The following is a 7,080-nucleotide window of genomic DNA, read 5'->3' on the forward strand; positions in this document are numbered from 1 at the left end:
AAAAATTCATTACTTTTGAAAATACAAATATTTTTATAAACTAATTTTTAATAAACAATGGGACATAATATAAAACCTGGTGTTGCAACAGGAAAAGAAGTTCAAGCAATTTTCAAACTAGCAAAAGAAAAAGGATTTGCTCTACCAGCAGTAAACGTGATAGGATCAGACACTATAAATGGTGTTTTAGAAACTGCCGCCTCTTTAAACGCTCCAGTAATTATTCAGTTCTCTAACGGAGGCGCTCAATTTAATGCTGGAAAAGGTTTAAACAATGACAATCAAAATGCAGCCATTGCGGGTGCTATTGCAGGAGCGAAACATGTTCATACATTATCAGAATACTATGGTGTTCCCGTTATTTTACATACAGACCACTGTGCAAAAAAATTATTGCCTTGGATAGATGGTTTACTAGATGCCAGTGAAAAACATTTTGCTGAAACAGGAAAACCTCTATATAGTTCTCATATGATCGATCTTTCTGAAGAACCAATTGAGGAAAATATTGCAATATGTAAAACCTACCTTGAGCGTATGAGCAAAATGGGTATGACTTTAGAAATAGAATTAGGTATTACCGGTGGTGAAGAAGATGGTGTTGACAATAGTGATGTTGATGATTCTAAACTTTATACACAGCCAGAAGAAGTTGCGTATGCTTACGAAGAATTAAGCAAGGTAAGTGACCAGTTTACTATCGCTGCTGCGTTTGGAAACGTTCATGGTGTTTATAAACCTGGTAACGTAAAATTGACTCCAAAAATCTTAAAAAATTCTCAAGACTATGTCACAAAAAAATATGGCGTTGGGCAAAATCATATAGACTTTGTATTCCATGGTGGTTCAGGATCTACTGTAGAAGAAATACGTGAAGGTATTAGCTATGGTGTTATTAAAATGAATATTGATACTGACTTACAATATGCATTTATGAGTGGTATTCGTGATTATATGAAGAAAAACGAAGATTACTTACAAGGACAAATAGGAAACCCTGATGGAGATGATTCTCCAAACAAAAAGTATTACGATCCCCGTGTTTGGTTACGCGCAGGAGAAGTGACTTTTGTAGAGCGTTTAAAAAAGGCGTTTGAAGATTTAAATAATGTAAACACGTTATAATTAAATAAAGTTAATACGATAAAAGACTCTGCACAAACGCAGGGTCTTTTTTTTTATTTAAATAATTCAAAAACAAGAAGTTAATAATAAATAATAAATAATTTCTTTAATAAAAGTATCAGCCTGTTACTACTAAATTAAAAAAAGGTTTAATTTTGTTTTTAGGTTTTATCATTTTTATTTTAATAGTGCGGCATAAAAAATTCCATTTATTAAAATAGATTTAAATTAATAAACCGTAATAAAAGTCGATTGATAATAGCTACAATCGTTAATTTAAAATCTAGAATATATGTCTTGGTTTAAAAGAAAAACAAAAGGAATTACTACTACTACACAGGATAAGAAAGATACTCCTAAAGGCTTATGGTATAAATCTCCCACTGGAAAAATTGTTGATGCAGAAGAATTAGAAAAGAATTTCTATGTAAGTCCAGAAGACGGTTACCATGTTAGAATAGGAAGTAAAGAGTATTTCGAAATCTTATTTGATGAAAATAAATTTAAAGAACTCGATTCCAATCTTGAATCAAAAGACCCTTTAAAATTTGTTGACACTAAAAAATATCCAGACCGTTTAAAGGCGGCTCAGGAAAAAACAAATCTTAAAGATGCCGTGCGTACAGCAGTTGGAAAATCTAAAGGAAAAGACTTGGTTATTGCCTGTATGGATTTTGCTTTTATTGGTGGTTCTATGGGAAGCGTTGTAGGTGAAAAAATTGTGCGTGCCGCAGATTATTCATTAAAAAACAATATTCCATTTATGATTATTTCAAAATCTGGTGGAGCACGTATGATGGAAGCAGCCTTATCACTAATGCAATTGGCAAAAACATCGGTAAAACTAGCACAATTAGCAGATGCGGGAATTCCATATATTTCATTATGTACCGATCCAACAACTGGAGGAACTACGGCCTCATTCGCCATGTTAGGAGACATCAATATTGCCGAGCCTGGAGCTTTAATTGGTTTTGCAGGTCCGCGCGTTGTAAAAGATACCACAGGTCAAGATTTACCTGAAGGGTTTCAAACATCGGAGTTTTTACTTGAACACGGCTTTTTAGATTTTATAACCTTAAGAAAAGAGCTTAAACATAAAATAAATCAATACATTGATTTAATAACGAATCAACCTCTAAGAGCCTAAATTTTAACAAACATTAATTTCCATATATTTTTTAATTAAATACACGTAAATTATTACTATATTTGCCGCTCGAAAGAAATCCTTTCGTATACATAAAAATCATTTACAATAATATTAGCATGTATTTAACAAAAGAAATTAAAGAAGAAATCTTCGCAAAACACGGTAAAGACAAGAACGATACCGGTACAGCTGAAGCACAAATTACCTTATTCACGCACAGAATCAATCACTTAACTCAGCACTTGAAAAATAATCGTAAAGATTTTAATACTGAGCGTTCGTTAGTAAAACTAGTAGGAAAACGTCGTTCTCTACTGGATTACTTAACGAAAAAAGATGTCTTAAGATATCGTGCCATAGTGAAAGAATTAGGATTAAGAAAATAAAAAAAAGAGGCATAAAGCCTCTTTTTTGCTTAAATATAACACAGTTACAACGTCATTACGAGGAGGGTAACGACCTGGTAATCTTTCCAAAAACAAACAGATTGCCATCTCACGTATAAAAACGTGATTCATAATGACACAAAATAAGAAGCTTTTTATAGTTTTTCATTGGTCACACAACAACTACACAACACAACGACCATTGTTTAATTAGAATTAAAAAATTTATGATTCCACAAGTTTTTAAAGAGGTCATAGACCTAGGTAACGGTAGAGAAATTTCTATCGAAACCGGAAAATTAGCAAAACAAGCGCACGGTAGCGTTGTTGTTCAATCGGGAAAATGTATGTTATTATGTACAGTTGTTTCCAACTACAAACAAGCAGATGTTGACTTTTTACCTTTAACGGTAGATTATCGCGAAAAATTTGCTGCTGCTGGACGTTATCCAGGAGGTTTCTTCAAAAGAGAAGCAAGACCAAGTGATGGTGAAGTATTAACTATGCGTTTAGTAGACCGTGTATTACGCCCATTATTCCCAAAAGATTACCATAGTGAAACGCAAGTGATGATTCAGTTAATGTCTCATGATGATGAGGTGATGCCAGATGCTATGGCAGGATTAGCGGCTTCGGCGGCCATTCAATTATCAGATTTCCCATTTGAATGTCCAATCTCTGAGGCCAGAGTTGGTCGTGTAAATGGCGAATTTGTGATCAACCCAACAAGAGCACAGTTATTAGAATCTGATATCGATATGATGATTGGAGCTTCGGCTGACTCTGTGATGATGGTTGAAGGTGAAATGGATGAGATTTCTGAAGAAGAAATGACAGAAGCCATTAAGTTTGCACACGAAGCCATTAAAGTACAATGTGCTGCGCAAGTAGCTTTAGCTGAGGCTTTTGGTAAAAAAGAAGTTCGTGAGTACGAACAAGAAGTTGAAGATGAGGATTTAGCAAAGAAAATTCATGAAATGGCATACGATAAAGTGTATACTGTTGCAAAAGCAGGTTCTGCAAAACATGAAAGAAGTGCTTCATTCGCTGAAATTAAAGAAGAAATAAAAGCAACTTTTTCTGAAGAAGAGCAAGCTGAGTTAGGCGGATTGATCTCTAAATACTATAGCAAAGCTGAAAAAGCTGCAGTTAGAGATTTAACCTTAAACGAAGGTTTACGTTTAGATGGAAGAAAAACTGACGAAATCAGACCTATTTGGTGTGAGATTGATTATTTACCATCAACGCACGGTTCTGCTATCTTTACACGTGGCGAAACGCAAGCGTTAGCAACCGTAACATTAGGAACTTCAAGAGAAGCAAACCAAATAGATATGCCATCTTTTGAAGGTGAAGAGCGTTTCTATTTGCACTATAACTTCCCTCCTTTTTCTACAGGTGAAGCAAGACCTATTCGTGGCACCTCTCGTAGAGAAGTAGGTCATGGTAACTTGGCACAACGTGCTTTAAAAGGTATGGTTCCTGCAGATTGTCCTTACACGGTTCGTGTGGTGTCTGAAATATTAGAAAGTAATGGTTCGTCTTCAATGGCAACTGTTTGTTCTGGTACTATGGCCTTAATGGATGCTGGTGTGCAATTAAAGAAACCCGTTTCTGGTATTGCTATGGGATTAATTACCGATGTTGATTCTGGAAAATATGCTGTTTTATCTGATATTTTAGGAGATGAAGATCATTTAGGTGATATGGATTTTAAAGTAACTGGTACGGCCGATGGTATAACGGCTTGCCAAATGGATATAAAAGTAAAAGGATTGAGTTACGAGATTCTTGTACAAGCATTAAAACAAGCTCGTGACGGACGATTACATATCTTAGATAAAATTACGGATACGATTGCTGTACCAAATGCAGATGTTAAATCTTATGCACCAAAAATGGTGACTAGAACGATCCCTAACGAATTTATTGGTGCTTTAATTGGTCCTGGTGGAAAAGTAATTCAAGAATTACAAAAAGAAACCAATACAACCATTGTTATTAACGAAGACCCAGTAACAGAAGAAGGTATTGTTGAAATTTTAGGAATAGGACAAGAAGGTATTGATGCTGTTTTAGCAAAAATAGACTCTTTAATGTTCAAACCAACTGTTGGTAATGTATATGAAGTTAAAGTTATAAAAATGCTTGATTTTGGCGCTGTGGTAGAATATCTAGACGCTCCAGGAAATGAAGTATTATTGCACGTAAGTGAATTGGCTTGGGAACGTACAGAAAATGTATCTGACGTTGTGAATATGGGAGACGTTTTTGAAGTGAAGTACTTTGGTGTAGATCCAAGAACTCGCAAAGAAAAAGTATCTCGCAAAGCTATTTTACCAAAACCTGAAGGTTATGTGGCTAGACCACCTAGAGATGATTCTAGAAGTGGCGGACGTGACAACAGAGGTAGAGACAACCGAGGTAGAGACAATCGCGGACGTGATAACCGTCGTGATGACAGAAAACCAAGAGAAGATAGAAAAGACGATTAATTTCTATAACATTCTATAAATAAAAAAACCGCTTCAAAAATTTGAAGCGGTTTTTTTATACTGTTTAGTTAGTGAACTATTATTTTATCTACAAATACATACTGGCCAAATTTTGCCACAACAATTTTTATACCTGTTCCTAGATTATACGTTTCTAGATTAATCTCACTGGTATTAAAACTCTTTTTTGTTAATAATGCCCCACTAATATCATAGATTAAAAGCTCCGTGTCTCTATAATCTATATCTTTATTTATAATCAACCTTAGGGTGTCGTCTGTATTAAATATTGTTTTTTCTAAATGAGCCTTCGCTTTATCTAAAAGAACATCATTTTCTATATTTAATAAAGCGTCACTTACAGATAACACGTCTATTTTATCAATAGCCCCATTCTCCAGAATAATAGTATTATTTCCAGAATTTAGAGTTTTTATAATGGGAAAACTTGTTGGATTCCCTGCCTGATAACAATATCCATCAGAATATGGTAAAAGAACAGTTTCTGCTGCTGCATTAACTGTTATTTTCAAACTGGACAACGTCGGATTTGCATAGAACACATTTATAACATATAGATCTGTATTAGTCACATTAACAGTATCAAACGTTAATGAATTACCATCACCCAAAACATTTACCGCTTTACCCCCTGAAGCATTTACACAGGTTATCTCAGTTCCTCCAATAATAGTTGCAGATTCCGCTTCGAAAGTACTAACAGAAGGACTACTGGGTTCACCCGAACCATTATCAGCTCCTATATTTGTAGATGTCGATAAATCTACCAAATTTCCAAAAATATCTTTTGTAGCACTCGATGTGATATCTTGAAATATTCCTGCACCTGCCAATGGAAAAGTAGGCTCTGTAAAACTTAAAGCACTGCCTAATGCCGGACTAAAAGTCAAGAGTTTATATCCTGAAAAATGTCTTCTACCCTTATCTAGAAATCTTGGGTCTAACTCCTTTCTGGTCGCATCTAAATTTTTAAAATTAGTTTTAATAGTCCCTCCAAACATCATGTTATTTGCGAAATTAGGGGTATTAACATCAAACAAATAAGCCTTCTCACCAAGCTTTGCTCCAGGTTCTAAATAAATAATATTATTTATAAAATTTAAGTCTGCAGCCTTTAAGCTTATTTCAGAATCCCCAATAACATTTTTATAATCGGTACCTTGATATATGGTATTGTTATAAATAAAGACATTCGTACTCTTTTGTGGATTATAGGCATAATCACTTACCCACAATAATCTATTCTTTCCTCCTTTATCAATAGCACCATCATTGACACTAATGTTATACCTCCAAATTACATTGTTATTCCTGCCTAAAGTTTCGCAAAAACCTCCAGCAGAATCTTCAGAATAATTATATTGAAATAAAATGTTCGTATTCCCATAATCGACATGCATACCCGATGAATCACCTCCACCTCGCGCATGCTGTGAGGTATTATATTGAGCTACCACATCGTCTGAACCAAACACCCACATACCACTACCCCTTGCCGTCATTCTAGAATCTGAATCCGATCCTGTAAAACGCATCAGGTTTCTTTCATATAACACGCGTTTTGAAACTGATATGATGGTTCCTGAACCTCCTAAATCGATAAAGGTATTATTCCTTATAATAGCGTCTGAAACATATTTTCTCAACCAAACACCTGTACGTTCAATATCTGTAAAATAACAATCTTCAATAATAACATCATTTACAAAGGCATCAAGAAAATAAATGCCTGTAGTTCTAATATTATTGAAAGCGGTACCCACACTATTTACTGAATAAATGTTTTGTAGTTTCAAATTAGAAAACCTAAAGTGATTAAAAAGAACAGCGTCTTCAAAATCGCCAGACCCTGGTAAGGTTTTAAAACTCTGTATATAAATTCCAAAAGCTTGATTGTCCG

At 34.6% G+C, this 7,080-nt stretch carries 5 protein-coding genes; 4 read left to right on the top strand and 1 reads right to left on the bottom strand.

Annotated elements, in window-relative coordinates:
* Positions 1-57: 57 nt before the first annotated feature.
* The 4 genes from fbaA to AC15TD_RS12530 all read left to right on the top strand — a co-directional run bounded on the left by fbaA (position 58) and on the right by AC15TD_RS12530 (position 5,159).
* Positions 58-1,125 (top strand): class II fructose-bisphosphate aldolase, encoded by a 1,068-nt coding sequence (fbaA, locus tag AC15TD_RS12515; RefSeq protein WP_484452489.1) that lies wholly within the window; start codon positions 58-60, stop codon positions 1,123-1,125.
* 292 nt (positions 1,126-1,417) lie between these two features.
* Positions 1,418-2,275, top strand: coding sequence for an acetyl-CoA carboxylase, carboxyltransferase subunit beta (gene accD / locus AC15TD_RS12520; RefSeq protein WP_484452490.1), 858 nt, complete (start codon positions 1,418-1,420; stop codon positions 2,273-2,275).
* Positions 2,276-2,394: 119 nt separating this feature from the next.
* Positions 2,395-2,664 (top strand): 30S ribosomal protein S15, encoded by a 270-nt coding sequence (gene rpsO, locus AC15TD_RS12525; protein ID WP_484452496.1) that lies wholly within the window; start codon positions 2,395-2,397, stop codon positions 2,662-2,664.
* Between the two features lie 227 nt (positions 2,665-2,891).
* Positions 2,892-5,159: a polyribonucleotide nucleotidyltransferase gene (locus tag AC15TD_RS12530; RefSeq protein ID WP_484452491.1), complete on the top strand. Its 2,268-nt coding sequence runs from the start codon at positions 2,892-2,894 to the stop codon at positions 5,157-5,159.
* A 68-nt stretch (positions 5,160-5,227) separates the two neighbouring features.
* Here the strand turns inward: AC15TD_RS12530 and AC15TD_RS12535 are convergent.
* Positions 5,228-7,080 (bottom strand): hypothetical protein (locus AC15TD_RS12535; protein WP_484452492.1); only part of this gene is annotated, 1,853 nt, incomplete at its 5' end.

The organism is Yeosuana sp., assembly GCF_057126245.1.

Bases quoted from the DNA above. Each gene is read 5' to 3' on its own strand.
- rpsO (WP_484452496.1), top strand. From the start codon at position 2,395: ATGTATTTAACAAAAGAAATTAAAGAAGAAATCTTCGCAAAACACGGT.
- accD (WP_484452490.1), top strand. From the start codon at position 1,418: ATGTCTTGGTTTAAAAGAAAAACAAAAGGAATTACTACTACTACACAG.
- AC15TD_RS12530 (WP_484452491.1), top strand. From the start codon at position 2,892: ATGATTCCACAAGTTTTTAAAGAGGTCATAGACCTAGGTAACGGTAGA.
- fbaA (WP_484452489.1), top strand. From the start codon at position 58: ATGGGACATAATATAAAACCTGGTGTTGCAACAGGAAAAGAAGTTCAA.